Raw genomic sequence first — 26,333 nt, forward strand, 5'->3', positions numbered from 1 at the left:
TCACTGCACCAGACCGATGTTCTTCAGCGTCGCCGTGACCTCTTCGATGTTCCCGGTGAGGAAGTCATCGAACTCCGCGCCGACCAGGAACGCGTCGGTCCACCCCTTGGTCTCCAGCTGCTCCGTCCACGCCTCGGATTCGTGCAGCTCGGTGATCACGCGCACCAGCTCGTCCTTCTCGCCGTCGGAGATGCCACCGGGGGCGATCACGCCGCGCCAGTTGGTCAGGACCACGTCGTACCCCTCCTCGGTGATGGTCGGGACATCCGGGAGCTGAGACACCGGCTCCTCGCTCGAGACAGCCAGAGCCTTGAGCGCGCCGCTCTCGATGTGCTGCGCGAACTCGCCGACGCCCGAGATGCCCGCGGCGACCTTGCCGCCGATCAGCAGCGGAACGGCCTCGCCGCCGCCGGAGTTCGGCGTGTAGTTCAGCTTCTCGGCGATCTCGGCCCCGTCGAGTCCTGCTTCCTCGAGCATGAGACCGGCGAGGATGTGGTCGGCGCCGCCCGCCGAGCCGCCGGTGATCGTGACCGCCTGGCCGTTGTCGACGACGTCTTCGACGAGGTCTTCGAGCGTGTCGTACTTCGAGTCGGCCGGCACCACCACGACGAGCGGTTCGTCGGTGAGCCGGGCGATCGGTGTGGTGTCCTCGATCCGCACGGCCGAGGCGTTGGTCTCGACCGCTCCGACCATGACCAGGCCCATCACCATCAGCGTGTTCGGGTCCTTCTCGTTGGCGAGCTGGGCGAGGCCGACCGTGCCACCGGCACCGCCCACGTTGGTCACCGGGGCGGAGGCCACGAGGTCGTCCTGCGTGAGCACCTGCGACAGCGCCCGGCCCGTCTGATCCCATCCCCCACCGGGATCCGCCGGGACCACGATCGAGACGTCGGTGACGGTGGCGGTCTCTGCTTCCCCTCCACCGTCGTCGGTCGCTGCGCTGCCTCCCGCGCACGAGGTGAGTGTGAGGGCTGCGACCGCGGCCAGCCCGGCCAGGGTTGCGATGCGTGCGTTCTTCATGTGCGCTCCTCCTTGAGCGTTCGTGGTGCTGTGGCTCCACCCTGGAGCGGGAGCTGCGCCTGCTCCAGCTTCGGAAACCATTGGTCGGAGTTTCGGAACTATTGGTCACGAGCGGCTCTCCCGCCCGCTCGCACCGCACTCGCCGAAGGGCCAGAATGAGCAGGTGGCCTCGAAGATGACGCTCCGCGTGCAGTTGCTCGTGCTGCAGGCGCTGATCGTGTTCCTGGTGACCCTGGCGACCGGCATCGTGGCCGGCGCGTTCCAGGAGCAGGCTCTCCGCGAGGCGTACAAGGACCGGATGCAGGCCGTGGCCCAGTCGATCGCCGCGCTCCCGACGGTGCACGCGGCGTTCGACGATGCCGAGCCCTCCGCAGCCATCCAGCCGATCGCCGAGGTCATCCGCGAGGCCTCCGATCTCGCCTACGTCGTCGTCGCCAACGAAGACGGCATCCGCTACTCGCACCCGAATCCGGAGCGCATCGGCGAGAAGGTCTCCACCGACCCGTCGATCCCTCTCGCCGGCGAGATCTACGTCGGCACGCAGACCGGCACGCTCGGCACGTCGTGGCGGGTCAAGGTGCCCATCCGTGACGATGAGGGCGACGTTATCGGCACCGCATCCGTCGGGATTCTCGAGTCGGAGCTCAACGAGGAGTTCTCGGCCAATCTCGTCTGGCTGATCTCGGCGATGCTGGCGGCTGCTGTTCTCGGGGTGTTCGGCTCGGCGTGGGTGACCTCCATCATCCGGCGGCGCATCTACCGTCTCGAACCCCACCAGATCGCCGCTCTCGTGAAGAACCAGGAGACCACGCTGCACGGTCTGAGCGAAGGGGTCATCACGGTCGACGGCACCGGGCGGATCACGCTCGTCAACGACGCCGCCGCCCGATTCCTCGACAGGGATGCCGCCGATCTCGATGGCGAACCCGCCGCCGAGGTCCTGGGCACAGAGCTCGCCACGGTGCTCCGGGAGGGCGAGTCCGCCGGCCGGCCGGTGATCGTCGGGGCGCACGTGCTCGTCGCCCGCAGCACCGGAAGCGAGGCAGACGGCGAAGGCATCGGAGCGACGCTGCTGTTGCGCGATCACACCGAGTTGCATGACGTGGTGCGACGGGTCGAGGCCGCGGATGCGATCATCGCGTTCCGACAGCGACTCGGGCTCCCCAAGGGACTGAGCGCCGAGACGCTCGATCGTGTCTGCGCAGCTCTCGCTGCGCGCCCCGACGCTTCGGCGACCGAGATCGGCGACGACCTCGAGATCTCGCGCGTCAGCGCCCGCCGCTACCTCGAGCATCTCGCCGGCTCCGGCCGAGCGACCCGCACACTCGACTACTCGACCAAGGGCCGCCCGAGTACCCGCTACCGGTCGAACGACGCCGTCTGAAGCCCGTCACCCCTGGGACGCAGTGCCATTGTGTGCGACACTGGATCGCATTCGACGTCGTCGTCAGCCTGCCCGGATCGAAGGAGATCTCATGGTTCGCAGTACCTATCCCGATGTGGAGATCCCCGAGGTCTCCATCCACGAGTTCCTGTTCGGCGATCTCTCCGAAGCCGAACTCGACACCATCGCCCTCGTCGACGGGATGAGCGGGGCAACCACCACCTACCGGCAGCTCGTCGGACAGATCGACCTTTTCGCCGGCGCCCTCGCGGCACGCGGAGTCGGGGTGGGCACCACTGTCGGCGTCCTCTGTCCGAACATCCCGGCCTTCGCCACCGTTTTCCACGGCATCCTCCGCGCGGGGGCGACGGCCACCACCATCAACTCCCTCTACACCGCCGACGAGATCGCGAACCAGCTCACCGACGCCGGAGCGACCTGGCTCGTGACGGTCTCCCCTCTGCTTCCCGGCGCACAGGCCGCCGCGGACAAGCTCGGGTTCGACGCCGACCACGTGATCGTTCTCGATGGCGCCGAGGGCCACCCGTCCCTCCCCGCGCTGCTCAGCGAAGGGCACCCCGCACCGGACGTGACATTTGACCCGGCGACCCATCTCGCCGTCCTCCCCTACTCCTCGGGAACGACCGGCCGCCCGAAGGGCGTCATGCTCACGCACCGCAACCTGGTGGCCAACGTGTCGCAGTGCCGTCCGGTCCTCGGCGTCGATGCCAGTGACCGGGTGCTCGCCGTCCTGCCCTTCTTCCACATCTACGGCATGACGGTGCTGCTGAACTTCGCGCTGCGTCAACGGGCCGGGCTCGTCACGATGCCGAAGTTCGACCTCCCCGAGTTCCTGCGCATCATCGCCGATCACCGCACCACCTGGGTGTTCGTCGCTCCCCCGATCGCAGTCGCGCTCGCGAAGCATCCGATCGTCGACCAGTACGACCTCTCCGCCGTGAAGGTGATCTTCTCCGGCGCCGCGCCTCTCGACGGCGCCCTGGCCTCGGCGGTGGCCAACCGCTTGGGGTGCATCGTGACCCAGGGGTACGGCATGACCGAGACCAGCCCCGCGGTCAACCTCATCTCCGAGGCGCGCACCGACATCGACCGCTCGACCATCGGGCCGCTCGTCCCGAACACCGAAGCACGGCTCGTCGATCCCGATTCGGGCGAAGACGTCACAGTGCCGGCAGAGGGCGCGAGCGAGCCCGGCGAACTGTGGGTGCGGGGACCGCAGGTCATGGTCGGCTACCTCAACCGCCCGGACGCCACGGCAGAGATGCTCGATGCCGACGGCTGGCTGCACACCGGTGATGTCGCCACCGTCACCGATGAGGGCATCTACCGTATCGTCGACCGGCTCAAGGAACTCATCAAGTACAAGGGCTACCAGGTGGCTCCGGCCGTGCTGGAAGCCGTGCTGCTCGAGCATCCCTCCATCGCGGATGCCGCCGTGATCGGCGCACTCGATGAGGACGGCCAGGAGGTGCCCAAGGCCTTCGTCGTACGCCAGCCGGAAGCCGAACTCGATGCCGAGGCGGTCATGGCCCACGTCGCCTCGCATGTCGCGCCGCACGAGAAGGTACGTCAGGTGGAGTTCATCGATGTGATCCCCAAGTCGAGCTCGGGGAAGATCCTGCGCAAGGATCTGCGTACCCGCTGACGACGTCACCGGGTACACGAAGAAGCCCGCCATCCCTTTCGGGGTGGCGGGCTTCTTCGTGAGCGAAGTACTTACTCGGACTTCTTCTCGACAGCGTCCTCGGCGGCAGCCTCGGCTGCTTCGCCCTCGGCCTGCGACTCGGCGCCGGCCTCGACGGTCTCGTCGGCGGGAGCCTCCTCAGCGGGAGCCTCCTCGACGACCTCAGCCGGCTTCTCGGCCTTCTCGGCCTTCGGAGCAGCAGCCTTCTTGGTCGACTTCGCCTTCGGGGTGACGGGCTCGAGGACGAGCTCGATCACGGCCATAGGCGCGTTGTCGCCCTTGCGGTTGCCGACCTTCGTGATGCGGGTGTAGCCGCCCTCACGGTCAGCGACGAGCGGCGCGATCTCGGAGAACAGGACGTGCACGACTTCCTTGTCACCGATGACCGACAGCACGCGACGACGCGCGTGCAGGTCGCCACGCTTGGCGAAGGTGATCAGACGCTCGGCGAGCGGACGAAGGCGCTTGGCCTTGGTCTCGGTCGTCTTGATCGACTTGTGGGTGTAGAGCGCCGCCGCGAGGTTGGCAAGCATCAGGCGCTCGTGTGCGGGGCCGCCTCCGAGGCGGGGACCCTTAGTGGGCTTGGGCATAATCGTCTAACTCCTGGTCAGAAAGGTCGGGTATCAGAAGGACTCGTCTTCGCTGCCGCCGTAGAAGTGGGCGCCGTCGAAACCGGGCACCGAATCCTTGAGCGACAGACCGAGCGAGATGAGCTTGTCGCGCACCTCGTCGACCGACTTCTGGCCGAAATTGCGGATGTTCATGAGCTGCGTCTCCGACAGGGCGACGAGCTCAGAAACGGTGTTGATGCCCTCACGCTTCAGGCAGTTGTACGAGCGGACCGACAGGTCGAGGTCCTCGATCGGCATCGACAGCTCGCTGGAGTTCACTGCCTCCACCGGCGCCGGGCCGATCTCGATGCCCTCGGCCTCGACGTTCAGCTCGCGGGCGAGACCGAACAGCTCGGTGAGCGTCTTCGCAGCCGAAGCGACGGCGTCGCGGGGGCTGATGGCCGACTTGGTCTCGACGTCGAGGACGAGCTTGTCGAAGTCGGTGCGCTCCCCGGCACGGGTCGCGTCGACGCGGTAGCTGACCTTGAGGACCGGCGAGTAGATCGAGTCGATCGGGATCTGACCGGCCTCGGCGTACTCGTTGCGGTTCTGCGTCGCCGAGACGTAGCCACGGCCACGCTCGATGGTGAGCTCGAGCTCGAACTTCGCGGTGTCGTTCAGCGTCGCGATGACGAGCTCGGGGTTCTGCACCTCGACACCGGCCGGAGCCGAGATGTCAGCGGCGGTGACTTCGCCCGCACCGGTCTTGCGCAGGTACGCGGTGATGGGCTCATCACGCTCCGACGAGACGACGAGCTGCTTGATGTTGAGGATGATCTCGGTGACATCCTCCTTCACGCCGGGGATGGTGCTGAACTCGTGCAGCACGCCGTCGATGCGAACGCTGGTGACAGCAGCACCGGGGATCGACGACAGCAGGCTGCGACGCAGCGCGTTGCCGATCGTGTAACCGAAGCCGGGCTCCAGAGGCTCGATGATGAACCGGCTACGGTTCTCGACGATCTTTTCCTCGGTCAGTGTGGGACGCTGTGCAATAAGCACTCTGTGTTCCTTTCGATCACATGCCCGCTATATGACATGTGGTGGGGTGAGGTTTTGAGTTGTGGAAGTCGATGCCCGCACGCGGGCGTCGAGCCGCTCAGACCACGAAGGGACCGAGCGGCTCGACACGCGAATCAGACGCGGCGACGCTTCGGCGGACGGCAGCCGTTGTGCGCCTGCGGGGTGACGTCCTGGATCGAACCCACCTCGAGGCCGGCGGCCTGCAGCGAGCGGATCGCGGTCTCGCGGCCGGAGCCCGGACCCTTCACGAGGACGTCGACCTTCTTGACGCCGTGCTCCGCAGCCTGGCGGGCAGCCGACTCGGCGGCCATGCCTGCGGCGTACGGGGTCGACTTGCGGGAGCCCTTGAAGCCCACGCCACCCGACGATGCCCAGGCGATGACGGCGCCGGACGGGTCGGTGATCGAGACGATCGTGTTGTTGAACGTCGACTTGATGTGGGCCTGGCCCAGCGCGATGTTCTTCTTTTCCTTGCGGCGCGGCTTGCGCGCGGCGGCCTTGGGTGCAGCCATGAAAGTGTTCTCCTAGTCCCTGGGGCCGCGCTTAGCGGGCCTTCTTCTTGCCTGCGACGGTGCGCTTCGGGCCCTTGCGGGTACGGGCGTTGGTCTTGGTGCGCTGACCACGGACCGGGAGACCACGACGGTGGCGGATGCCCTCGTAGGAGCCGATCTCGACCTTGCGGCGGATGTCTGCTGCAACCTCGCGGCGCAGGTCACCCTCCACCTTGTAGTTGCCTTCGATGTGGTCGCGGAGGGCGATCAGCTGGTCGTCGCTGAGGTCCTTCACGCGGATGCTCTCGTCGATGTCCGTCGCCTTGAGGATCTCGACCGAGCGGGTACGGCCGACGCCGTAGATGTAGGTAAGGGCGATCACCACGCGCTTGTCGCGCGGGATGTCAACGCCGGCAAGACGTGCCATGCGGTTCTCCTGGGTGTTGTGGAGGTATGGAACAGGATCGGTGCCCGGGCCTCCGCCCCGAGGTGTCCCCCGCTTCCGCGAGTTCTGATCCTGCCGTTGTGTTTTCAGTTGTGAGATGTGCGTGAGCGATGCCGCGCAGCGCGGGCCCGTCGATCAGACCGGCGGGCCCGCCAGGGACTCAGCCTTGGCGCTGCTTGTGACGCGGGTTGCTCTTGCAGATCACCATGACGCGGCCGTGACGGCGGATCACCTTGCAGTGATCGCAGATGGGCTTGACGCTGGGGTTGACCTTCATGATGTTTCCTGTTCGCTGTCTTCGTACCGCCCCAGGCAGGGGCAGGCCGTTACTTCTCGACCGATCAGCGGTAGCGGTAGACGATACGGCCGCGGGTCAGGTCGTAGGGGCTGAGCTCCACGACCACACGGTCCTCGGGGATGATACGGATGTAGTTCTGCCGCATCTTGCCGGAGATCGTTGCAAGGACCTTGTGTCCGTTGCTGAGCTCAACGCGGAACATCGCGTTGGGCAGAGCCTCGGAGATCACGCCCTCGATCTCGATGACACCGTCTTTCTTAGCCATAGCCTCGCTGACGCTTCTGCAGATCGGTCGATCTGCGGTGGGTGATTGGTTTGTGGTGCTGCACCGCCGGACACGCCGAATCAAGGCACAAAGCACCAAAGATCTATGTTAGACGCTCCGGAGCCATCCGGCAACTTGACGGCCAGGGCCGGGAAGCCGCCGGTTCAGCTGATCAGGTCGGTGAACTTCTTCAGGTCGGCCTGGTCCTGCAGGTTGAGGCGCGTGCCGTTGATGTCCACCGTCGGCGTGCCGGCGATCTCGTGGGACTTCGCCTGCGCCGCACCGAACTTGCGGTACGTCTCGTCGGTGATGCACGAGACCGCGTCGTCCGCACCGACCTGTGTCGCGAAGCCGGCCAGCTGGTCGTTCGTCAGACCGGTCGAGTTCTCCTCGGGCTGGTTCTCGAAGAGCGTCTTGGCGAAGTCGAGGTACAGGTCAGGGTTCGACTCGGCGACGCAGAACGCGGCACCTGCCGACCGCGAGGAGTACTCGGTGCCCTGCGAGAAACGGTCGAGGATCGCGATCGGGTGGTACTCGAGCGTGATGCGGCCGTCGGCAGCCGCGGCTTCGAGCTGAGCACCGAACTGGTCCTCGAAGGTCTTGCAGACCGGGCACTGGAAGTCGACGAACACCGCGATGGTGTCTTCACCGTCGCCGAACGAGACCGCACCGGTCTCGGAGTTGAAGGTGTCGTTGGCCTTCGGCGCCGCGCCGGGCGAGGTCGCCTGGTTGTTGAGGAACACCACGAGTCCACCGATCGCCACCAGCACCACGACGACGGCGATGGAGACGCCGATCGCGAACCAGTTGGTGTTGCTCTTCGCCGCTGCCATTACTTTCCGATCTCTCGAGGCTCGACCCCGAACGGGGCGAGTCCGGCTCTTCCACCATCGGGCGCAGTCAGCACCCAGATACCCCCATCATGCAGGGCGACGCTATGTTCCCAATGGGAGCCGTCTGTGCCGTCCACCGTGGTGACGGTCCAGTCGTCCTCCTCGATGAAGGTCGCCTCCCCACCGGCGGTGACCATCGGCTCGATCGCGAGCACGAGGCCGGGCTTCACGTCTTCACCGCGGTCGGGTGTGCGGTAGTTGAAGACGCTGGGGGCTTCGTGCATCTTGCGACCGATGCCGTGTCCGACGTATTCGCGCAGGATGCCGTATGGCTCGCCGGAGACCGCTGACGGTCCCTGAGCCTCGATGTAGTCCTGGATGGCCGCACCGATCTCGTCGATGGACGAGACCGAGGCCATGGCGGCGATTCCCGCCCACATGGACCCCTCGGTCACGCGGGAGAGCTCCTCGCGACGGGCGACCACCTCGGGGCGCTCCGGGTCGGGCACGACCACGGTGATGGCGCTGTCGCCGTTCCACCCCTGGAACTGCGCACCGCAGTCGACCGACACGATGTCACCCGGCTGGAGCACCCGCTCCCCCGGGATCCCGTGCACGACCTGCTCGTTCACCGAGATGCAGGTGGTGTGGTGATAGCCGCGCACCAGCTGGAAATTCGACTCGGCGCCGCGGGCGAGGATCGTGCGGTTCGCCACCGTGTCGAGCTCGAGCGTCGTCACACCGGCCTTGATCAGCGGGCGGACGGCATCCAGTGCCGCCGCCGTGATGAGGCCGGGCTCCACCATGGCTCGCAGCTGAGCCGGGGTCTTGTAGATCGACCGGCGGAACATCTCAGGAGGCGGAGGCCGCGAGACGCAGACCGCGCGCGGCCAGGGCCTCGGCGATGCGCTCGGTGATCTCGTCGAGGGAGCCGACGCCGTCGATACGGTCGACGATGCCCTTGGCCCCGTAGACCTCGAGGATCGGGGCGGTCTCGCGCTCGTAGATGTCGAGGCGGTGGCCGATGGCCTCCGGGGTGTCGTCGGAGCGTCCCTGCTCGGTCGCACGGAGCGTCAGACGCTCCAGACTCTCCTCGCGCGGCACGTCGAGGAGGATGACGGCGTCGAGCGCCTGTCCCCGTTCGGCGAGGAACGACTCGAGGTGGGCGACCTGCGCGGTGTTGCGCGGGTAGCCGTCGAGCAGGAAGCCGTGAGCGGCATCCTCCTGTGACAGGCGGTCGCGCACGATCTCGCTCGTCAGCTCGTCCGGAACGAGGTCGCCCTTGTCGAGGATCGCGGTGACCTGCTGCCCGAGGGGCGTCCCCTCCTTGATGTTCGCCCGGAAGATGTCGCCGGTCGAGACGACCGGGATGCCGTAGGACTCGGCGATGCGCACGCCCTGCGTGCCCTTGCCGGAGCCCTGCGGGCCGACGATGAGAAGACGTGCGGATGCTGTCATCGGAGGAGCCCTTCATAGTGTCGCTGCTGCAGCTGCGCGTCGATCTGCTTGACCGTCTCGAGACCCACACCGACGATGATGAGGATCGAGGCGCCGCCGAACGGGAAGTTCTGGTTGGCGCCGACGGTGGCCAGAGCGATGAGCGGGATGAGCGCGATCAGACCGAGGTACAGGGAGCCGGGGAGCGTGATGCGGGTGAGCACGTAGTCGAGGTACTCGGCCGTCGGGCGGCCCGCGCGGATGCCGGGGATGAAACCGCCGTACTTCTTCATGTTGTCCGCGACCTCGACCGGGTTGAACGTGATCGCCACGTAGAAGTACGTGAACCCGATGATCAGCAGGAAGTACGCGGCCATGTAGACCGGGCTGTTGCCCGACGTGAAGTTCGTCGTGATCCAGGTCACCCAGGCGGCCGGAGTCGATCCGTCCTGCGGGGTGTTGAACTGCGCGATGAGTGCCGGGATGTACAGCAGCGACGAGGCGAAGATCACGGGGATCACGCCCGCCATGTTCACCTTGATCGGGATGTAGGTGTTCGTGCCACCGTAGGTGCGTCGACCCACCATGCGCTTGGCGTACTGCACCGGGATGCGTCGCTGGGATTGCTCGACGAACACGACGAGCCCCATCACGATGATTCCGACCAGCAGCACCAGCAGGAAGACCTCGAAGCCCTTGGTCTGCCAGATGAGGCTCATGGCACCGGGGAACGTGGCGGCGATCGAGGTGAAGATGAGCAGCGACATGCCGTTGCCGATGCCGCGCTCGGTGACGAGCTCGGCGAACCACATGATCAGGCCGGTACCGGCCGTCATCGCCATGATGATGAGCAGCTGCGCCCACCACACATCGTTCGTCAGAAGCTGCTGGCAGGCCGCGAGATCGGTCGTGCCGAAGAGCTGGCCGCTACGGGCCACCGTGACGAGAGTCGTCGACTGGAGCAGCGCGAGGGCGATCGTGAGGTAACGCGTGTACTGGGTCAGACGGGCCTGGCCGGCCTGTCCTTCCTTGTGCAGCGCCTCGAAGTGCGGGATGACCACGCGCAGGAGCTGCGTGATGATCGTCGCGGTGATGTACGGCATGACGCCGAGCGCGAAGATCGACAGCTGCAGCAGCGCGCCGCCGGAGAAGAGGTTGACCAGTCCGAGCAGCCCATCGGTGCCCGCGTTGGCGGCAAGACACTCTTCGACGTTCGGGAAGTTCACGAACGGCGCCGGGACGTTGGAGCCGAGCCGGTAGATCGCGACGATGGCGAGTGTGAAACCGATCTTCCGACGCAGGTCGGGGGTGCGGAAGATCCGCGCGATGGCGCTAAACAAGGACGTTCCTCCTGAAAAGGTTGCCGATTCCCGAAGGACGGCTGAAAGACCAGGGTAACGCAAACCGGGCTTCCCGGAATTCGCCACCGATACCAGGCCCGCCGGATGCGGCCCCAGAGCGAGGTCTCGGAGTGTGAAACCACAAGAGGGGCCGGAGAATCTCCGACCCCTCTTGCTAAGCGGTTACTTGACGGATCCGCCAGCCGCGACGATCTTCTGCTCGGCAGAACCCGAGACCTTGTCGACCGAAACGGTGAGCTTCACGGCGATGTCGCCGTTTCCGAGAACCTTGACCTTCTCGTTCTTGCGAACGGCACCCTTGGCGACCAGGTCGCCGATGGTGACATCGCCACCCTTCGGGTACAGCTCCGCGAGCTTCTCCAGGTTCACGACCTGGTACTCCACGCGGAACGGGTTCTTGAACCCGCGCAGCTTCGGGGTGCGCATGTGGAGCGGCATCTGCCCACCCTCGAAGCCGACGCGAACGGTGTTGCGCGCCTTGGTGCCCTTGGTTCCACGACCAGCGGTCTTACCCTTGGAGCCCTCACCACGGCCGACGCGAGTCTTGGCGGTGTTGGATCCGGGGACGGGACGCAGGTGGTGCACCTTCAGCACGCCGGGGCGGGACGCCGGAGCATCCTTCTTCGGCGCGGCCTTCTTGGCGGCCGGCTTCTTGGCAGCGCCCTCAGCCTTGGCGTCAGCGGCAGCGGTCTTGGCCGGAGCCTTCTTCGCGGCCGGCTTCTTCTCGGCGGCAGCCTTGGGAGCTGCAGCCTTCTTCGTGGCCTTCTCAGCCTCGACGGCCTCGTTCTTCTCAGCCATTAGTCGATCTCCTCAACCTTGACGAGGTGGGCGACGGTCTTGACGTAACCGCGCGTCTGCGCGTCGTCGGGGCGGACGGTGGTGTCACCGATCCGCTTCAGACCGAGGCTGCGCAGCGTGTCACGCTGGTTCTGCTTCTCGCTCACCTTGGACTTGATCTGCGTGACCTTCAGTCGCGCGGCCATCAGGCACCTACCTTCTGTGCGGCGATGGCCTCGGCCTCGGCGCGCACGAGGCGCGCAGGGGCGACCTGGTCGAACTCGAGGCCACGACGCGCGGCGACCGCACGAGGCTCCTCGAGCTGCTTCAGGGCGGTGACCGTCGCGTGCACGATGTTGATCGTGTTCGACGAGCCGAGCGACTTCGACAGCACGTCGTGGATACCGGCGCACTCGAGCACGGCGCGGACCGGACCACCGGCGATGACACCGGTACCGGCAGCGGCCGGACGGAGCAGGACCACACCAGCGGCCGCCTCACCCTGCACGGGGTGCGGGATGGTGCTGCCGACGCGCGGAACGCGGAAGAAGTTGCGCTTGGCCTCTTCGACACCCTTCGAGATCGCCAGAGGGACCTCGCGGGCCTTGCCGTAGCCGACGCCGACCAGACCGTTGCCGTCACCGACGACCACGAGGGCGGTGAAGCTGAAGCGACGACCACCCTTCACGACCTTCGAGACGCGGTTGATGGTGACGACGCGCTCCAGGAACTGGTTGTCGCCACGGTCACGAGAGTTGCGGTCACGGCCGCCACCCTGGTTGCGGTCACGACCGCCGCGGCGGCCATCACGCGAATCGCGAGCCGGCTCAGCCTGCGTGGTGCCGGCAGCCGTCTCGGAAGTGGCAGCAGCCGCTTCGGTCACTTCGTTCTCCTTGTTGTCACTCACAGTGCCAGACCCCCCTCGCGGGCGCCGTCGGCGATGGCGGCGACACGACCGGCGTAGCGGTTGCCGCCACGGTCGAACACTGCCTCGGAAACGCCGGCAGCCTTCGCACGCTCGGCGAGGAGCTCGCCGACCTTGCGGGCCTTGGCGGTCTTGTCACCCTCGAGCGAGCGCAGGTCGGTCTCGAGCGTCGAAGCCGACGCCACGGTGTGACCCTTGCTGTCGTCGACCAGCTGCACGAAGACGTGGCGGGCCGAGCGGTTGACGACGAGACGCGGACGCGCCTCGGTGCCGACGACCTTCTTGCGAAGGCGGGCGTGACGACGCGCGCGGGCGTCAGACTTTGACTTGAGAGCCATGGTTACTTACCACTCTTTCCGGCCTTGCGACGCACGTTCTCGCCGGCGTAGCGCACACCCTTGCCCTTGTACGGCTCGGGCTTGCGGATCTTGCGGATGTTGGCAGCTGCCTCGCCGACAGCCTGCTTGTCGATCCCGCTGACGGTGAGCTTGGTGGTGCCCTCGACCGTGAGCGTGATGCCGGCGGGCGGGTCGATCAGGACCGGGTGCGAGAAGCCGAGGGCGAACTCGACCGAGCTGCCCTTCTGCTGCACGCGGTAACCGGTGCCGACGACCTCGAGACCCTTGGTGTAGCCCTGGGTCACGCCGATGATGTTGTTGTTGATGAGCGTGCGGGTCAGGCCGTGAAGCGACCGCGACTCGCGCTCGTCGTCGGGACGGGAGACCAGAACCTGGTTCTCCTCGACCGCGACCTCGATGGGGCTGGCCACTGTGAGGGTGAGTTCACCCTTGGGGCCCTTCACCGCGACCTCGCGGCCGTCGACCGAAACGGTCACGCCCGCGGGAACGTCGATGGGAAGTCGTCCAATACGCGACATTTCGAATTACCACACGTAGGCGAGAACTTCTCCGCCCACGCCCTTCTGCTCTGCCTGACGGTCGGTGAGAAGACCGGAGGAGGTGGACAGGATCGCCACGCCAAGGCCGCCGAGGACCGTGGGAAGCTCGGTCGACTTCGCGTAGACGCGGAGACCGGGCTTCGAGACGCGCTTGATGCCAGCGATGGAGCGCTCACGGTTGGGACCGTACTTCAGCGTCAGCGTGAGGTTCTGTCCGACGCGGGCGTCAGAGGTCTCCCAGCCGGCGATGTAGCCCTCCTGCTGGAGGATCTGAGCGATGTGCGTCTTGAGCTTGCTCGACGGCAGGGTCACGGAATCGTGGTGCGCCGAGTTCGCGTTGCGCAGACGGGTCAGCAGATCTGCGACCGGGTCTGTCATTGTCATTGTTGATTTCCTTTGTTCATGAGGTTCCGGCTGCCGTTACACGACAGACGGCCTGCGATGACACGCAATTTTCAATTGTACGTGCACATCGACGGGCTCAGTGACACGAGACCACTGAGCCCGTCGAGGGTGTTACGCCTGTGCGTCTTCCGAGCGGAACGGGAATCCGAGGTGACGGAGCAGTGCCCGGCCCTCTTCATCCGTCTTCGCGGTGGTGACGACGGTGATGTCGAAACCGCGAACCCGGTCGATCTTGTCCTGATCGATCTCGTGGAACACGCTCTGCTCCTGGAGACCGAAGGTGTAGTTGCCGTTGCCGTCGAACTGCTTGCCCGAGAGACCGCGGAAGTCGCGGATACGGGGCAGTGCGAGCGAGACGAGGCGATCCACGAACTCCCACGCGCGGTCACCGCGGAGGGTGACGTGCGCGCCGATGGCCTGACCCTCGCGCAGCTTGAACTGCGCGATGGACTTGCGAGCCTTCGTGACGATCGGCTTCTGGCCGGTGATCTTGGTGAGATCGTCGACCGCTCCATCGATCACCTTGCTGTCGCGAGCTGCCTCGCCGACACCGGTGTTCACGACGACCTTGACCAGTCCGGGGATCTGCATGACGTTCGCGTAACCGAACTCGTCCTGCATCGCCTTCTTGATCTCGGTGTTGTACTTCTGCTTCAGGCGCGGCTGGATCTTGCCAGCCGGCGCGGCAGTGTCGGTGCTCATCAGAGGTCCTTACCGCTCTTCTTCGCGTAGCGCACGCGGACGGTGCGCTTGACGCCGTCCTTGGTCTGCTCCTCGACCCGGTGGCCGACCTTGGTCGGCTTCTTGGTCGAGGGGTCGACGAGTGCGACGTTCGAGATGTGGATGGAGGCTTCGACGGTCTCGATGCCTCCGGTCTTGGTGCCACGCTGCGTCTGGCCGACGCGGGTGTGCTTGGTGACGTAGTTCACGCCTTCGACGATGACGCGGTTCTTGTCGGAAAGGACGTCGAGGACCTTGCCCTGCTTGCCGCGGTCGCCGCCACGCTCCTGCGTGGCACCGGTGATGACCTGAACCAGGTCACCCTTCTTGATCTTCGCCATGATTAGATGACCTCCGGCGCCAGCGAGACGATCTTCATGAACTTCTTGTCGCGAAGCTCACGACCGACCGGCCCGAAGATACGGGTGCCGCGGGGCTCCCCGTCGTTCTTCAGGATCACTGCGGCGTTCTCGTCGAACTTGATGTAGGAGCCGTCCGGGCGACGGACCTCCTTCTTGGTGCGGACGATGACCGCCTTGACGACATCGCCCTTCTTGACGTTGCCACCGGGGATCGCGTCCTTGACGGTCGCGACGATGGTGTCGCCGAGTCCCGCGTAACGGCGCTTCGAGCCACCGAGAACGCGGATGGTGAGCAGCTCCTTGGCGCCGGTGTTGTCGGCGACCTTGAGTCGGGATTCCTGCTGGATCACTTGGCCTTCTCCAGAATCTCCACCAGGCGCCAGCGCTTCGTGGCGCTCAGCGGGCGGGTCTCGTTGATCAGGACCAGGTCGCCGATGCCGGCGGAGTTCGCCTCATCGTGCGCCTTGACCTTCGAGGTGCGGCGGATGACCTTGCCGTAAAGCGGGTGCTTCACGCGGTCCTCGACCTCGACCACGATGGTCTTGTCCATCTTGTCGCTGACGACGTAGCCGCGACGCGCCTTGCGGTAACCGCGGGCAGCGGAGTCGCGGACGTCGTGCTCGGACGACTCGTGTCCTGCGGCCTGCGTCTCCACAGTCGCTTCCTTCTTGGTGGCCATCACTCAGCCTCTTCCTTCACGGCGTCGTCGGCGGAGTCCGCCTTCTTCGCCTTCGACTTGGTCGCCTTCTTGGCCGGAGCCTCGACCGGAGCGGGCGTCGCACGGATGCCCAGCTCGCGTTCGCGGATCACGGTGTAGAGGCGCGCGATGTCGCGCTTGACGGCGCGGATGCGGCCGTGGCTCTCCAGCTGGCCGGTGGCCGACTGGAAACGGAGGTTGAACAGCTCCTCCTTGGCCTTGCGCAGCTCCTCGACGAGGCGCTGGTCTTCGAATGTGTCGAGCTCTGCCGGGGCGAGCTCCTTGGTGCCGATCGCCATTACGCGTCGCCCTCCTCGCGCTTGATGATGCGTGCCTTGAGCGGCAGCTTGTGAATTGCACGGGTCAGAGCTTCGCGTGCGAGCTCCTCGTCGACACCCGCGACCTCGAAGAGGACACGGCCCGGCTTGACGTTGGCGACCCACCACTCGGGGGAACCCTTACCGGAACCCATGCGGGTTTCGGCAGGCTTCTTCGTGAGCGGACGGTCGGGGTAGATGTTGATCCACACCTTTCCACCACGCTTGATGTGACGGGTCATCGCGATACGAGCGGACTCGATCTGACGGTTCGTCACGTAAGCGGGCGTGAGGGCCTGGATACCGTACTCGCCGAAGGAGACCTTCGTGCCGCCGGTGGCCTGACCCGAGCGACCCGGGTGGTGCTGCTTGCGGAACTTGACCTTACGGGGGATGAGCATTATGCCGACGCTCCTTCTGCGACAGGTGCCTCGTTGCGCGGGGCACGGCGGCGGTCGCCACCACGGTCGTCACGACGAGCCTTGGGTGCGTTGGCCTGCTCGCGAGCGAGCTCCTTCGCGGTCAGGTCGCCCTTGTAGATCCAGACCTTCACGCCGATGCGGCCGAAGGTGGTCTTCGCCTCGTAGAAGCCGTAGTCGATGTTCGCGCGCAGCGTGTGCAGCGGCACACGACCCTCGCGGTAGAACTCCGAACGGCTCATCTCGGCGCCGCCGAGGCGGCCGGAGACCTGGATGCGGATGCCCTTGGCGCCGGCGCGCTGCGCGCCCTGCAGACCCTTGCGCATCGCACGACGGAACGCCACACGAGCAGAGAGCTGCTCGGCGATGCCCTGTGCGACCAGCTGAGCGTCGGCCTCGGGGTTCTTGACCTCGAGGATGTTCAGCTGGATCTGCTTGCCCGAGAGCTTCTCGAGGTCGCCGCGGATGCGCTCGGCCTCGGCCCCACGACGACCGATCACGATGCCCGGACGGGCGGTGTGGATGTCGACGCGGACGCGGTCACGGGTGCGCTCGATCTCGATGTTCGAGACACCGGCGCGGTCGAGCTGCGTCTTGAGCAGGTTACGGATCTTGATGTCCTCGGCGACGTAGTCGGCGTAGCGCTGACCCGGCTTCGTCGAGTCAGAGAACCAACGCGAGACGTGGTCCGTCGTGATGCCGAGACGGAAGCCGTACGGGTTTACCTTCTGTCCCATTACTTGCTCGCCTTCTTGTTGCTGTCGCCCGTGGCGGCCGGAGCTGCCTCAGGCGTCGAGAGCACGACCGTGATGTGGCTCGTGCGCTTCTTGATCTGGAAAGCGCGACCCTGAGCACGGGGCTGGAAACGCTTGAGCGTGGTGCCCTCGTCGACGTACGCGTTGGCCACGTACAGGTCCTGCTCGTCGAGGAACTCGCCGTCGCGATCCGCCTTCACCTGCGCGTTGGCCATGGCCGACGCGACAAGCTTGTAGATCGGTTCGCTGGCGCTCTGCTGTGCGAACTTGAGGATCGCGAGAGCTTCCTGTGCCTGCTTGCCCTTGATGAGCGCGACGACACGACGAGCCTTCTGAGGGGTCACGCGGATGTGTCGCACGCGTGCGATCGATTCGACCATTAGCGGCGCCGCCCCTTCTTGTCGTCCTTCTCGTGGCCGCGGAAGGTGCGGGTGGGCGCGAACTCGCCCAACTTGTGACCGACCATGGTCTCGGACACGAACACAGGGATGTGCTTGCGTCCGTCGTGGACCGCGATCGTGTGACCCAGCATGGCCGGGATGATCATGGACCGACGGGACCAGGTCTTGATGACGTTCTTGGTGCCGGCTTCGTTCTGCACGACCACCTTGCGAAGCAGGTGATCGTCGACGAAGGGGCCCTTCTTAAGACTGCGAGGCATCTTCTCTTACTCCTACTTACGCTTCTTGCCGGCGTTACGACGACGCACGATGTACTTGTCGCTTTCCTTGTTGGCGTGACGGGTACGACCCTCAGCCTGGCCCCACGGGGAGACGGGGTGACGACCACCGGAGGTCTTACCCTCACCACCACCGTGCGGGTGGTCGACCGGGTTCATCGCGACACCACGCACGGTCGGGCGGACGCCCTTCCAGCGCATGCGGCCGGCCTTACCCCAGTTGATGTTCGACTGCTCGGCGTTGCCGACCTCGCCGATGGTCGCGCGGCAGCGCGCATCGACGTTGCGGATCTCGCCCGAGGGCAGACGCAGCTGGGCGTAGGGGCCGTCCTTGGCGACGAGACGGACGGATGCACCGGCCGAACGTGCCATCTTCGCGCCGCCGCCGGGGCGGAGCTCGATCGCGTGGATGACGGTACCCGTGGGGATGTTCTTCAGCGGGAGGTTGTTGCCCGGCTTGATGTCAGCCCCGGCACCCGACTCGACGATGTCGCCCTGCTTCAGCTTCGCCGGAGCGAGGATGTAGCGCTTCTCACCGTCGAAGTAGTGCAGCAGCGCGATGCGCGCGGTGCGGTTGGGGTCGTACTCGATGTGAGCGACCTTGGCGTTGACGCCGTCCTTGTCGTTACGACGGAAGTCGATGACACGGTACTGGCGCTTGTGGCCACCACCGATGTGACGGGTCGTGATGCGGCCCTGGTTGTTGCGACCACCGGTCTTCGAGAGCGGGCGCAGCAGCGACTTCTCCGGCGTCGATCGAGTGATCTCGGCGAAGTCAGCCACCGACGAGCCGCGACGGCCCGGGGTCGTGGGCTTGTACTTGCGAATAGCCATTATTGTCCTTATCCCCCGGATCAGCCGATTGCCGTGAAGATGTCGATGGTGCCCGACTTCAGGGTGACGATGGCGCGCTTGGTGTCCTTGCGCTTGCCGGTGCCGAAGCGGGTGCGGCGTGCCTTGCCGACGCGGTTGAGGGTGTTGACCCCTGCGACCTTGACGCCGAAGATCTTCTCGATGGCGAGCTTGATCTCGGTCTTCGAAGCGCGCGGGTCGACGAGGAAGGTGTACTTGCCTTCATCGATGAGACCGTAGCTCTTCTCGGACACGACCGGCTTCAGGATGATGTCGCGCGGGTCCTTGTTCAGGGCCGTCTGGAGAACAGATGCCTGCTCGCTCATGCGGAGACCTCCTGGTTGGCGCCGGACTTGGAGGCGATGAAGCCCTCGAGCGCGGCCTGGGTGAAGACGATGTCGTCGGAGACGAGCACGTCGTATGCGTTGAGCTGGTCGAACGTCAGCACGTGCAGGTTCGACAGGTTGCGGATGCTCTTCAGCGTCACGTCGTCGTTGCGCTCGATCACGACGAGCACGTTCTTCGACGAGACGACGTTGGTGAGGAAGTTCACCGCGGTCTTGGTCGAAGGCGTTCCGTCGATCCCGAAGGACTCGATGGCGTGGATGCGGTCACCGCGGAAGCGGTCGCTGAGCGCGCCCAGGAGGGCGGCGGCGATCATCTTCTTGGGGGTGCGCTGCGAGTAGTCGCGCGGCTTGGGGCCGTGCACGATGCCACCACCGGTCATGTGCGGCGCGCGGATGGAACCCTGACGGGCGTTACCCGTGCCCTTCTGCTTGAAGGGCTTGCGACCGGCACCCGAGACCTCGCCACGACGCTTGGTCGAGTGCGTGCCCTGGCGAGCCGCCGCGAGCTGCGCGACGACGACCTGGTGGATGAGCGGGATGTTCGTCTTGGCGTCGAACAGCGCGGCGGGAAGCTCGATCGAGCCTGCCTTCTTGCCGTCTGCCTTGAGGACGTCGAGCGCGAGAGTGGAGTCAGCCATGATCAGGCACCCTTCACTGCGTTGCGGACATAGACGATGCGGCCACGAGCACCGGGGACGGCGCCCTTGACGAGCATGAGTCCCTTCTCGATGTCGATGGAGTGCACCGTGAGGTTGAGGACGGTCACGCGCTCGCCACCCATACGGCCGGCCATGCGCATGCCCTTGAAGACGCGGCTCGGGGTCGACGATGCGCCGATCGAGCCGGGCTTGCGGTGGTTGCGGTGCGAACCGTGCGAAGCCGAGACGCCCTTGAAGTTGTGACGCTTCATGACACCGGCGAAGCCCTTGCCCTTGCTCGTGCCGACGACGTCGACGAGCTGGCCCGCTTCGAAGGTGCCGTCGACCGTGAGCTCCTGGCCCAGGTTGTAGTCGCCGGCGTCCGCGGTGCGGATCTCGGTGACGTGACGACGCGGCGTGACGCCGGCTGCCTCGAAGTGAGCGGAGAGCGGCTTGTTGACCTTGCGGGGGTCGATCTGGCCGTACGCGATCTGCACGGCGTTGTAGCCGTCCTTCTCGGGCGTGCGGACCTGGGTGACCACGTTGGGTGCCAGCTCGATGACGGTGACGGGAACGAGCTTGCCGCTCTCGTTCCACACCTGGGTCATGCCGAGCTTCGTGCCCAGCATGCCCTTGGAAACCTTGGAGTTGATGTCAGCCATGTCGAACCTCAGAGCTTGATCTCGATGTTGACATCGGCCGGCAGGTCGAGACGCATCAGCGAGTCGACGGCCTTGGGCGTCGGGTCGACGATGTCGATCAGACGCTTGTGGGTGCGCATCTCGAAGTGCTCGCGGCTGTCCTTGTACTTGTGCGGCGACCGGATGACGCACACGACGTTCTTCTCGGTCGGAAGGGGCACGGGGCCGACGACGGTTGCGCCCGCACGGGTCACGGTGTCGACGATCTTGCGTGCGGACGTGTCGATGACCTCGTGGTCATACGACTTCAGGCGAATGCGGATCTTCTGTCCCGCCATTGTCTGCTCTCTCTCTTTAAGCGTCTTACCGACCGGGACCGGGTGGCCCTGGGGCATTGGACGCACGTCGGCGCTGTTCGCGCCTCGGCACGAGAACGACCCTCGCGAGTCGATCTGCTGCACCACTGTTCTTCTGTCAGCCGGAAGCCGTGAGGCGACCGGATGCCGACCTTCCGCCGCGCACGGCGGAAGCCTTCGTGAAGAAGGGTGTCGGGGTGTGTTCTGCTACCCGCGGCCTAGAACCCTGCACCGTCCCGGAGGAGGCGCCGTCTATGCACTGCCCTGGCAGTGATCCGACGCACGCACAGCGGCGACGGAATATCGAACCTGTCTATTCTGCCACGGCTGATTTCACTTGTGCAAACCCGGGCGTGTCGCGGTCCGACGAACGCGACCCAGACGGTGTGTGAACAGGTCAGAGTGCGGGAGATAGCGGGGCGAGGCATCCCCATGCCTCGCCCCGCTTGGGGAGGGCGTTCAGTGCGAGGGGGCACACCGAACGCGAGTAGCCCGGCGTGAAGGGACGCCGAACTCCTCGACCGAGGGCGCGGCGGAAGACCCGCCGCGCAGGCGGGGTGACGCTCAGGCGCAATGAGTGCGCGCGTCGCACGATGATCCCCAAGATCGCATATCCCCAGTTTGTACGCGGAACTCCGCGTGCTTCGGGAAACCGAACCCCTTCGGCTCCCCCGACCGCAAGATCCCCAGGCGGTCGAGACGATCCTACTGGATACAACCGTGAATGCGCCACATTCGACGACATTCCGGCACGGACGCTGCCCCTCCAGCACGCACGAGCGGCGACCCACAGGTGGTGGATCGCCGCTCAGGGCTTGCGGTCTTTCTTACTCGTTGCCGACGGCCTTGTCAGCGCCGTCGCGGATCTCATCGATCTTGTCCGCGGCACCGGGGGCGATCTTCTTGGCGAAGTCCGCGACGCCGTCGAGCACCTTGTCGCTGATGTCCTCGGCCTGCTCGCTCTTGACGGCCTCGGCGATCTTGTCCTTGTTCTGCTCGTACAGATCCTTGCCCTTGTTCACGGCGTCTTCGATGCCCATGTGATTCCCCTTCTGAAGGTGTGCCGCCGACCGATCGAGCCGACCACACTCATTGTGCATGTCCACCCCGGCAAACGGAACCCTCGCGTCCCGGGTCGACGACAGCACCGCGCCCCACAGGTCGGCATCGACGACAAAGGGGCCGGACCCGAAGGTCCGACCCCTTTGCGAGGAAGCAGATGCTTACTTGATGATCTTCGTGACCGTACCGGCGCCGACGGTGCGTCCACCCTCACGGATGGCGAAGCCGAGGCCCTCCTCCATGGCGATCGGCTGGATCAGCTCGACCGTCATGTCGGTGGTGTCGCCGGGCATGACCATCTCGGTGCCCTCGGGAAGCGAGATGACGCCGGTGACGTCGGTGGTGCGGAAGTAGAACTGCGGGCGGTAGTTCGTGTAGAACGGGTTGTGACGGCCACCCTCGTCCTTGGACAGGATGTACGCGGTGCCCTCGAAGTCGGTGTGCGGCGTGACCGAACCCGGCTTGACGATGACCTGACCGCGCTCGACGTCCTCACGCTTGGTGCCGCGGAGCAGCAGACCACAGTTCTCGCCGGCCCAGGCCTCGTCGAGCTGCTTGTGGAACATCTCGATACCCGTGACCGTGGTCTTGACGGTCGGACGGAGTCCGACGATCTCGACCTCGGAGTTGATGGCCAGCGTGCCACGCTCGGCGCGACCCGTGACGACGGTTCCACGACCGGTGATCGTGAAGACGTCCTCGACGGGCATCAGGAACGGCTTGTCACGGTCACGCTCCGGGTCCGGAACGCTGTCGTCGACAGCCTGCATCAGGTCCAGGATCGCCTGGGTCCACTTCTCGTCGCCCTCGAGGGCCTTGAGAGCGGAGACGCGGACGACAGGAGCGTCCTCGTCGAAGCCCTGGCCGGCGAGCAGCTCGCGGACCTCGAGCTCGACGAGCTCCAGGATCTCCTCGTCGTCGACCATGTCGGACTTGTTCAGCGCGACCAGCAGGTAGGGAACGCCGACCTGCTTGGCGAGCAGCACGTGCTCACGCGTCTGAGCCATGGGGCCGTCGGTGGCGGCGACCACGAGGATCGCGCCGTCCATCTGAGCCGCACCGGTGATCATGTTCTTGACGTAGTCGGCGTGGCCGGGAGCGTCAACGTGCGCGTAGTGGCGCTTCGGGGTCTCGTACTCGATGTGCGAGATGTTGATGGTGATACCACGCTGGCGCTCTTCCGGCGCCGAGTCGATGGAAGCGAAGTCACGCTGCACGTTGGTGTCGGACGGGTACTTGTCAGCAAGCACCTTCGAGATCGCTGCGGAGAGCGTGGTCTTGCCGTGGTCGACGTGACCGATCGTTCCGATGTTGACGTGCGGCTTGGTCCGCTCGAACTTGGCCTTAGCCACTGGGTCCTCCTCAGGACGTCGTTGTAGAGGTGACCGGGCACTGGTTTGCGACCGGTTCTCTACGGGTTAGGTTCTCAGTTTAGTAGAGAGGGAATGTGAAGTTGTAGGTGTCCTGGGAGCCGGACCGGGGCCCGGCTCCCAGAAGGACGATTACTCGCCCTTGGTCTTCTGGACGATCTCGTCGGCCACTGCGCGGGGAACCTCAGCGTAGCTGTGGAACTCCATCGAGTAGACGGCGCGGCCCGAGGTCTTCGAGCGCAGGTCGCCGATGTAGCCGAACATCTCGGACAGCGGGACCTGAGCGCGGACGACCTTGACGCCTGCGGCGTCTTCCATCGACTGGATCTGGCCACGACGCGAGTTCAGGTCGCCGATGACGTCGCCCATGTACTCCTCGGGAGTACGGACCTCGACGGCCATCAGCGGCTCGAGCAGCACGGGGTTGGCACGACGAGCGGCCTCCTTGAAGCCCATGGAGCCCGCGATCTTGAACGCCATCTCCGAGGAGTCGACGTCGTGCGCTGCACCATCGACGATGGTCGCCTTGACGCCGACCATCGGGTAGCCCGCGAGCACCCCGACGTTCATCGCGTCCTGGAAACCGGCGTCGATCGAGCCGATGTACTCACGAGGGATGCGACCACCGGTGACGGCGTTCACGAACTCGTAGGTCTTCTCGGAGTCGAGGTCGAGCGGCTCGATGGTGAACTGGATCTTTGCGAACTGTCCAGAACCACCGGTCTGCTTCTTGTGCGTGTAGTCGTGCTTCTCGACGGTCTTGCGGATCGTCTCGCGGTACGCCACCTGCGGCTTGCCGACGTTGGCCTCGACGTTGAACTCGCGCTTCATGCGGTCCACGAGGATGTCGAGGTGCAGCTCGCCCATGCCCTTGATGGTCGTCTGACCGGTCTCGGGGTTGAGCTCCGTGCGGAAGGTCGGGTCCTCTTCAGCGAGCTTCTGGATGGCGACACCCAGCTTCTCCTGGTCGGCCTTGGTCTTCGGCTCGATCGCGACCTCGATGACGGGCTCGGGGAACGTCATCGACTCGAGGACGACCGGAGCCGTCGGGTCGGTGAGGGTGTCACCCGTGGTGGTGTCCTTGAGGCCGATGACCGCGTAGATGTTTCCGGCGGTGACCGAGGGAACCGGGATCTCCTTGTTGGCGTGCATCTGGAAGATCTTCCCGATGCGCTCCTTCTTGTTCTTGGTCGAGTTGACGACCGCAGAACCGGAGTCCAGGTGACCCGAGTAGACGCGCACGTAGGTGAGGCGACCGAAGAACGGGTGCACGGCGACCTTGAACGCGAGGGCGGCGAACGGGTCATTGGCGTCGGGGTGACGCTCGATGATCGTGTCGTAGTCCTTCGGGTCGTGCGCCTCGATCGAGCCCACGTCGAGCGGGTTCGGGAGGTAGTCGACGACCGCGTCGAGCATCGGCTGGACGCCACGGTTCTTGAACGCGGAACCGCAGAGCACCGGGTAGATCTCGCTGGCGACGGTCAGCTTGCGGATCGCACCCTTGATCTCGGCGACCGTGAGCTCCTCGCCACCGAAGAACTTCTCGAGCAGCGCGTCGTCGGTCTCGGCGACGGTCTCGAGGAGCTGCTGGCGGTACTCCGCTGCCTTCTCCTTGAGGTCCTCCGGGATCTCCTGGATCTCGTAGGAGGCGCCCATGGTGACATCACCCTTGGCGTCTCCGGCCCAGACCAGTGCACGCATCTCGATCAGGTCGACGACGCCGATGAAGTCGCTCTCCGCGCCGATGGGCAGCTGGATCACGAGCGGCTTGGCGCCGAGGCGGTTGATGATGGTGTCGACAGTGAAGTAGAAGTCGGCGCCGAGCTTGTCCATCTTGTTGACGAAGCAGATGCGCGGGACGTTGTACTTGTCGGCCTGACGCCAGACGGTCTCGGACTGGGGCTCGACGCCCTCCTTGCCGTCGAACACGGCGACCGCACCGTCGAGCACGCGGAGCGAGCGCTCCACCTCGACCGTGAAGTCCACGTGGCCGGGGGTGTCGATGATGTTGATCTGGTTCTTGTTCCAGTAGCAGGTCACGGCGGCAGACGTGATCGTGATGCCGCGCTCCTTCTCCTGCTCCATCCAGTCGGTGGTCGAAGCGCCATCGTGCGTCTCACCGAGCTTGTGGTTGACGCCCGTGTAGAACAGGATGCGCTCGGTCGTCGTGGTCTTGCCGGCATCGATGTGCGCCATGATGCCGATGTTGCGGACCTTGCTCAGGTCCGTGAGCACGTCTTGTGCCACAGGAGTGTCCTTATCTTTTCGAGCAGTCGTACTGCGAAGAGGGGGTGCCCGCCCCGCGGCGAGTGGCCGAGGGGCGGGCGAAGCTGTTTACCAGCGGTAGTGAGCGAACGCGCGGTTCGACTCGGCCATCTTGTGCGTGTCCTCGCGGCGCTTGACCGCGGCACCCAGGCCGTTGGATGCGTCGAGGATCTCGTTCTGCAGACGCTCGGTCATCGTCTTCTCACGACGGCCCTTTGCGTAGCTCACGAGCCAGCGCAGAGCGAGCGTGTTGGCGCGGTGAGGCTTGACCTCGACCGGCACCTGGTAGGTCGAGCCACCGACGCGGCGGCTGCGGACCTCGAGGGTCGGGCGCACGTTGTCGAGCGCCTTCTTCAGCGTGGCGACGGCGTCCTGACCGTTCTTCGCCTCGACGCCGCGGAGGGCGCCGTAGACGATCGACTCGGCCAGCGACTTCTTGCCGTCGACGAGGATCTTGTTCACCAGCGAGGTGACGATGGGTGCGCCGTATACCGGGTCGTTGACGACGGGGCGCTTCGGGGCGGGTCCCTTACGAGGCATCTAACTCAACCCTTCTTCGCGCCGTAGCGGGAACGAGCCTGCTTACGGTTCTTGACTGCCTGGGTGTCCAGGGCGCCACGGACGATCTTGTAACGCACACCGGGGAGGTCCTTGACACGACCGCCACGCACGAGCACGAGCGAGTGCTCCTGCAGGTTGTGACCCTCACCGGGGATGTACGCGGTGACCTCGGTGCCGTTGCGGAGCTTCACACGAGCGACCTTGCGCATCGCCGAGTTCGGCTTCTTCGGGGTGGTGGTGTAGACGCGGGTGCAGACCCCGGCCTGCTGCGGGTTCGACTTGAGCGCCGGCGCCTTGGTCTTGGTGACCTTGGGCGAGCGACCCTTGCGAACCAACTGCTGAATGGTTGGCACGTTCTCTCCTCATAGTGCTGCACGGTGACAGCGTGATGGGTTTCACATCATGACCCACCGG

The 26,333-nt window shown here is 65.5% G+C and carries 38 protein-coding genes; 2 read left to right on the plus strand and 36 right to left on the minus strand.

Annotation, left to right across the window (positions count from 1 at the left end):
• Positions 1–1,020, minus strand: a complete 1,020-nt coding sequence (locus ABDC25_RS14840) for a tripartite tricarboxylate transporter substrate-binding protein (RefSeq protein ID WP_021201107.1) — start codon at positions 1,018–1,020, stop codon at positions 1–3.
• A gap of 163 nt (positions 1,021–1,183) precedes the next feature.
• Between ABDC25_RS14840 and ABDC25_RS14845 the strand changes: the two genes are divergently transcribed.
• Both ABDC25_RS14845 and ABDC25_RS14850 read left to right on the plus strand, forming a co-directional pair.
• On the plus strand, positions 1,184–2,404 hold the full coding sequence (locus ABDC25_RS14845; RefSeq protein ID WP_021201108.1) for a PAS domain-containing protein: 1,221 nt from the start codon (positions 1,184–1,186) through the stop codon (positions 2,402–2,404).
• Positions 2,405–2,495: 91 nt separating this feature from the next.
• Positions 2,496–4,070: an AMP-binding protein gene (locus ABDC25_RS14850; protein WP_021201109.1), complete on the plus strand. Its 1,575-nt coding sequence runs from the start codon at positions 2,496–2,498 to the stop codon at positions 4,068–4,070.
• A 71-nt stretch (positions 4,071–4,141) separates the two neighbouring features.
• On the opposite strand, the gene rplQ is transcribed toward ABDC25_RS14850, so the two are convergent.
• From rplQ to rpsL, 35 genes are all read right to left on the minus strand, one after another.
• Positions 4,142–4,699, minus strand: a complete 558-nt coding sequence (gene rplQ, locus ABDC25_RS14855; RefSeq protein WP_031207971.1) for a 50S ribosomal protein L17 — start codon at positions 4,697–4,699, stop codon at positions 4,142–4,144.
• Positions 4,700–4,732: 33 nt separating this feature from the next.
• Positions 4,733–5,722: a DNA-directed RNA polymerase subunit alpha gene (locus ABDC25_RS14860; RefSeq protein WP_021201111.1), complete on the minus strand. Its 990-nt coding sequence runs from the start codon at positions 5,720–5,722 to the stop codon at positions 4,733–4,735.
• Positions 5,723–5,856: 134 nt separating this feature from the next.
• A complete protein-coding gene (rpsK, locus tag ABDC25_RS14865) occupies positions 5,857–6,255 on the minus strand; it encodes a 30S ribosomal protein S11 (RefSeq protein ID WP_017829189.1) in 399 nt (132 codons plus the stop codon).
• A 31-nt stretch (positions 6,256–6,286) separates the two neighbouring features.
• The gene (gene rpsM / locus ABDC25_RS14870) at positions 6,287–6,661 is read right to left on the minus strand and encodes a 30S ribosomal protein S13 (RefSeq protein ID WP_017201568.1); all 375 of its coding nucleotides are present in this window, start codon (positions 6,659–6,661) and stop codon (positions 6,287–6,289) included.
• 178 nt (positions 6,662–6,839) lie between these two features.
• Positions 6,840–6,956 (minus strand): 50S ribosomal protein L36, encoded by a 117-nt coding sequence (gene rpmJ / locus ABDC25_RS14875; protein ID WP_005050492.1) that lies wholly within the window; start codon positions 6,954–6,956, stop codon positions 6,840–6,842.
• Between the two features lie 64 nt (positions 6,957–7,020).
• Positions 7,021–7,242 carry a translation initiation factor IF-1 gene (gene infA, locus ABDC25_RS14880; protein WP_017201569.1) on the minus strand — a complete coding sequence of 74 codons (222 nt, stop codon included), beginning with the start codon at positions 7,240–7,242 and terminating at the stop codon, positions 7,021–7,023.
• A gap of 164 nt (positions 7,243–7,406) precedes the next feature.
• Positions 7,407–8,075 carry a thioredoxin domain-containing protein gene (locus ABDC25_RS14885; RefSeq protein ID WP_021201112.1) on the minus strand — a complete coding sequence of 223 codons (669 nt, stop codon included), beginning with the start codon at positions 8,073–8,075 and terminating at the stop codon, positions 7,407–7,409.
• Positions 8,075–8,926, minus strand: a complete 852-nt coding sequence (gene map, locus ABDC25_RS14890) for a type I methionyl aminopeptidase (protein ID WP_021201113.1) — start codon at positions 8,924–8,926, stop codon at positions 8,075–8,077. The genes ABDC25_RS14885 and map overlap by 1 nt, the downstream gene beginning before the upstream one ends.
• Before the next feature lies 1 nt (position 8,927).
• Positions 8,928–9,533 (minus strand): adenylate kinase, encoded by a 606-nt coding sequence (locus tag ABDC25_RS14895; RefSeq protein ID WP_021201114.1) that lies wholly within the window; start codon positions 9,531–9,533, stop codon positions 8,928–8,930.
• The gene (gene secY, locus ABDC25_RS14900; RefSeq protein WP_021201115.1) at positions 9,530–10,852 is read right to left on the minus strand and encodes a preprotein translocase subunit SecY; all 1,323 of its coding nucleotides are present in this window, start codon (positions 10,850–10,852) and stop codon (positions 9,530–9,532) included. Before secY ends, ABDC25_RS14895 begins: the two co-directional genes overlap by 4 nt.
• A 183-nt stretch (positions 10,853–11,035) precedes the next feature.
• Positions 11,036–11,671, minus strand: a complete 636-nt coding sequence (gene rplO / locus ABDC25_RS14905; RefSeq protein ID WP_021201116.1) for a 50S ribosomal protein L15 — start codon at positions 11,669–11,671, stop codon at positions 11,036–11,038.
• Positions 11,671–11,856 carry a 50S ribosomal protein L30 gene (gene rpmD, locus ABDC25_RS14910; RefSeq protein WP_017201575.1) on the minus strand — a complete coding sequence of 62 codons (186 nt, stop codon included), beginning with the start codon at positions 11,854–11,856 and terminating at the stop codon, positions 11,671–11,673. Before rpmD ends, rplO begins: the two co-directional genes overlap by 1 nt.
• Complete coding sequence (gene rpsE, locus ABDC25_RS14915) at positions 11,856–12,533, minus strand: 30S ribosomal protein S5 (RefSeq protein WP_017829196.1); 678 nt, start codon at positions 12,531–12,533, stop codon at positions 11,856–11,858. Before rpsE ends, rpmD begins: the two co-directional genes overlap by 1 nt.
• Before the next feature lie 20 nt (positions 12,534–12,553).
• Entirely contained in the window at positions 12,554–12,913 is a 360-nt protein-coding gene (gene rplR / locus ABDC25_RS14920; RefSeq protein ID WP_017201578.1) for a 50S ribosomal protein L18, read from the minus strand.
• Between the two features lie 2 nt (positions 12,914–12,915).
• Positions 12,916–13,452, minus strand: a complete 537-nt coding sequence (gene rplF, locus ABDC25_RS14925) for a 50S ribosomal protein L6 (protein ID WP_017829197.1) — start codon at positions 13,450–13,452, stop codon at positions 12,916–12,918.
• A gap of 6 nt (positions 13,453–13,458) precedes the next feature.
• Positions 13,459–13,857, minus strand: a complete 399-nt coding sequence (rpsH, locus tag ABDC25_RS14930; protein WP_021201117.1) for a 30S ribosomal protein S8 — start codon at positions 13,855–13,857, stop codon at positions 13,459–13,461.
• A gap of 132 nt (positions 13,858–13,989) precedes the next feature.
• Positions 13,990–14,580 carry a 50S ribosomal protein L5 gene (rplE, locus tag ABDC25_RS14935; RefSeq protein WP_021201118.1) on the minus strand — a complete coding sequence of 197 codons (591 nt, stop codon included), beginning with the start codon at positions 14,578–14,580 and terminating at the stop codon, positions 13,990–13,992.
• Positions 14,580–14,939 (minus strand): 50S ribosomal protein L24, encoded by a 360-nt coding sequence (gene rplX, locus ABDC25_RS14940; protein WP_021201119.1) that lies wholly within the window; start codon positions 14,937–14,939, stop codon positions 14,580–14,582. Before rplX ends, rplE begins: the two co-directional genes overlap by 1 nt.
• Before the next feature lie 2 nt (positions 14,940–14,941).
• The gene (rplN, locus tag ABDC25_RS14945; RefSeq protein WP_017201583.1) at positions 14,942–15,310 is read right to left on the minus strand and encodes a 50S ribosomal protein L14; all 369 of its coding nucleotides are present in this window, start codon (positions 15,308–15,310) and stop codon (positions 14,942–14,944) included.
• Positions 15,307–15,639, minus strand: coding sequence for a 30S ribosomal protein S17 (gene rpsQ / locus ABDC25_RS14950; protein ID WP_021201120.1), 333 nt, complete (start codon positions 15,637–15,639; stop codon positions 15,307–15,309). Before rpsQ ends, rplN begins: the two co-directional genes overlap by 4 nt.
• Positions 15,639–15,956, minus strand: a complete 318-nt coding sequence (gene rpmC, locus ABDC25_RS14955) for a 50S ribosomal protein L29 (protein ID WP_017829202.1) — start codon at positions 15,954–15,956, stop codon at positions 15,639–15,641. Before rpmC ends, rpsQ begins: the two co-directional genes overlap by 1 nt.
• Positions 15,956–16,375: a 50S ribosomal protein L16 gene (gene rplP, locus ABDC25_RS14960; RefSeq protein ID WP_017829203.1), complete on the minus strand. Its 420-nt coding sequence runs from the start codon at positions 16,373–16,375 to the stop codon at positions 15,956–15,958. Before rplP ends, rpmC begins: the two co-directional genes overlap by 1 nt.
• The gene (gene rpsC, locus ABDC25_RS14965; protein ID WP_017201587.1) at positions 16,375–17,130 is read right to left on the minus strand and encodes a 30S ribosomal protein S3; all 756 of its coding nucleotides are present in this window, start codon (positions 17,128–17,130) and stop codon (positions 16,375–16,377) included. Before rpsC ends, rplP begins: the two co-directional genes overlap by 1 nt.
• A complete protein-coding gene (gene rplV, locus ABDC25_RS14970) occupies positions 17,130–17,528 on the minus strand; it encodes a 50S ribosomal protein L22 (RefSeq protein ID WP_021201121.1) in 399 nt (132 codons plus the stop codon). Before rplV ends, rpsC begins: the two co-directional genes overlap by 1 nt.
• Complete coding sequence (rpsS, locus tag ABDC25_RS14975; protein WP_017829205.1) at positions 17,528–17,809, minus strand: 30S ribosomal protein S19; 282 nt, start codon at positions 17,807–17,809, stop codon at positions 17,528–17,530. Before rpsS ends, rplV begins: the two co-directional genes overlap by 1 nt.
• Before the next feature lie 12 nt (positions 17,810–17,821).
• Positions 17,822–18,661, minus strand: a complete 840-nt coding sequence (rplB, locus tag ABDC25_RS14980; protein ID WP_017201590.1) for a 50S ribosomal protein L2 — start codon at positions 18,659–18,661, stop codon at positions 17,822–17,824.
• 20 nt (positions 18,662–18,681) lie between these two features.
• Positions 18,682–19,005: a 50S ribosomal protein L23 gene (gene rplW, locus ABDC25_RS14985; RefSeq protein WP_017829206.1), complete on the minus strand. Its 324-nt coding sequence runs from the start codon at positions 19,003–19,005 to the stop codon at positions 18,682–18,684.
• Positions 19,002–19,664 carry a 50S ribosomal protein L4 gene (gene rplD / locus ABDC25_RS14990; RefSeq protein WP_021201122.1) on the minus strand — a complete coding sequence of 221 codons (663 nt, stop codon included), beginning with the start codon at positions 19,662–19,664 and terminating at the stop codon, positions 19,002–19,004. The genes rplW and rplD overlap by 4 nt, the downstream gene beginning before the upstream one ends.
• A 2-nt stretch (positions 19,665–19,666) precedes the next feature.
• Positions 19,667–20,326: a 50S ribosomal protein L3 gene (rplC, locus tag ABDC25_RS14995; RefSeq protein WP_021201123.1), complete on the minus strand. Its 660-nt coding sequence runs from the start codon at positions 20,324–20,326 to the stop codon at positions 19,667–19,669.
• 8 nt (positions 20,327–20,334) lie between these two features.
• A complete protein-coding gene (rpsJ, locus tag ABDC25_RS15000) occupies positions 20,335–20,643 on the minus strand; it encodes a 30S ribosomal protein S10 (RefSeq protein WP_017201594.1) in 309 nt (102 codons plus the stop codon).
• An 845-nt stretch (positions 20,644–21,488) separates the two neighbouring features.
• Positions 21,489–21,701, minus strand: a complete 213-nt coding sequence (locus ABDC25_RS15005) for a hypothetical protein (protein ID WP_021201124.1) — start codon at positions 21,699–21,701, stop codon at positions 21,489–21,491.
• Between the two features lie 183 nt (positions 21,702–21,884).
• Positions 21,885–23,075, minus strand: coding sequence for an elongation factor Tu (tuf, locus tag ABDC25_RS15010; protein ID WP_017829210.1), 1,191 nt, complete (start codon positions 23,073–23,075; stop codon positions 21,885–21,887).
• Between the two features lie 150 nt (positions 23,076–23,225).
• A complete protein-coding gene (gene fusA / locus ABDC25_RS15015; protein ID WP_021201125.1) occupies positions 23,226–25,340 on the minus strand; it encodes an elongation factor G in 2,115 nt (704 codons plus the stop codon).
• Between the two features lie 87 nt (positions 25,341–25,427).
• A complete protein-coding gene (gene rpsG, locus ABDC25_RS15020; RefSeq protein ID WP_017201608.1) occupies positions 25,428–25,898 on the minus strand; it encodes a 30S ribosomal protein S7 in 471 nt (156 codons plus the stop codon).
• 5 nt (positions 25,899–25,903) lie between these two features.
• A complete protein-coding gene (gene rpsL / locus ABDC25_RS15025) occupies positions 25,904–26,272 on the minus strand; it encodes a 30S ribosomal protein S12 (RefSeq protein WP_017201609.1) in 369 nt (122 codons plus the stop codon).
• Positions 26,273–26,333: the final 61 nt, after the last annotated feature.

Origin of the sequence: Microbacterium sp. SY138 (assembly GCF_039729145.1) — a bacterium.
Classification (GTDB): Bacteria; Actinomycetota; Actinomycetes; order Actinomycetales; family Microbacteriaceae; genus Microbacterium; species Microbacterium maritypicum_A.